Here is a 1,167-nt window from a genome sequence, read left to right on the forward strand (position 1 = left end):
AAAGTTTGTCGATTGATCAAACCAGATGTATATAAAACCGGTACATACCTAGCACTTTTTTATACTCTCTCACATAGCTTGTTATTATCCTATTAAGTAAATTAAATAGCTCATAGTTACATGCACAAGATATAATTACTAATAGGATGAAGAGAAGAAGAATTACACCACACCCCAAAGACCTCTTTTTTAAGAGGTTTTTGTGTATTTAATTGGATAACTTAGGGTTTATAGTACTCTTTACCTGAACCAGAAAACTCATCATTTAACCATATTTCCTTCCGGTATCCCTTCTCTTATTACGACAAAGTATTATAGCATTATCTGGCTTGATTCCGCTATTTAAACAGCAAGGAATACGAGAATGCAACGTCGAATAAGAAACATAGGTTGGTCAATTCTTACCTGTTTACTATAACGGATCAAGCTTCGACGTACAGCGTGATAAGCCGTCCAATAATACTTCTTTCGGAGGTGTAAAATGATATATTTAGAAACAGCGAGGTTGCAATTACGCGATTGGAAAGAAACAGACCTAGGGCCATTTAGTAGACTAAATGCGGATGAAAAGGTTATGACGTATTTTCCTAAAATCTTATCACCTGAAGAAACAAATGTGTTCTATAAATCAATTGTATCCGAATTTAAAGAATGTGGATTTGGGTTATATGCCGTGGAAGTAAAGGAAAATAAAGAATTTATAGGTTTTATAGGATTTCACAGGGCAACATTTGAGGCTGATTTTACACCATGTATAGAAATCGGATGGCGACTGAAAAAAGAGGCCTGGGGAAAAGGATATGCAACCGAGGGAGCGACAGCCTGTTTACAATATGGATTTAACGAATTGGGTTTTAACGATGTTTATAGTTTTACAGCTGATGTGAATAAGCCTTCAAAAAATGTAATGATAAAAATCGGTATGAGTTTTATTAAAACTTTCAATCATCCAAGAGTTGAGAAAGATAGTCTAAATAAACATGTTCTATTTCATATAAATCAAAAATAAATTGGCACACCTGTTGATTGTTCAGAGAGAAAGGGCCACCACAACGGAACACAAACAAGGCCTTTCGTCTCCCTTCCCAAGCGGTTGCCCAGCCAGGCGAAAGAGGACGGCAAATTGTCGTCTTCCTCTTCGCGTCTACCTAGATGTTTTGCGGTCCC

1 protein-coding gene is annotated in these 1,167 nt (G+C 36.6%); it reads left to right on the forward strand.

What is annotated here, in order from left to right; all coding sequences use genetic code 11:
- Window positions 1–481: 481 nt before the first annotated feature.
- Window positions 482–1,009, forward strand: a complete 528-nt coding sequence (locus HMPREF0083_RS21720; RefSeq protein ID WP_021623979.1) for a GNAT family N-acetyltransferase — start codon at window positions 482–484, stop codon at window positions 1,007–1,009.
- Window positions 1,010–1,167 lie beyond the last annotated feature (158 nt).

This window comes from Aneurinibacillus aneurinilyticus ATCC 12856 (assembly GCF_000466385.1).
GTDB classification, from domain to species: domain Bacteria; phylum Bacillota; class Bacilli; order Aneurinibacillales; family Aneurinibacillaceae; genus Aneurinibacillus; species Aneurinibacillus aneurinilyticus.

Excerpts from the sequence above, each read along its gene's own strand:
- HMPREF0083_RS21720 (WP_021623979.1), top strand. The coding sequence starts at position 482 with ATGATATATTTAGAAACAGCGAGGTTGCAATTACGCGATTGGAAAGAA.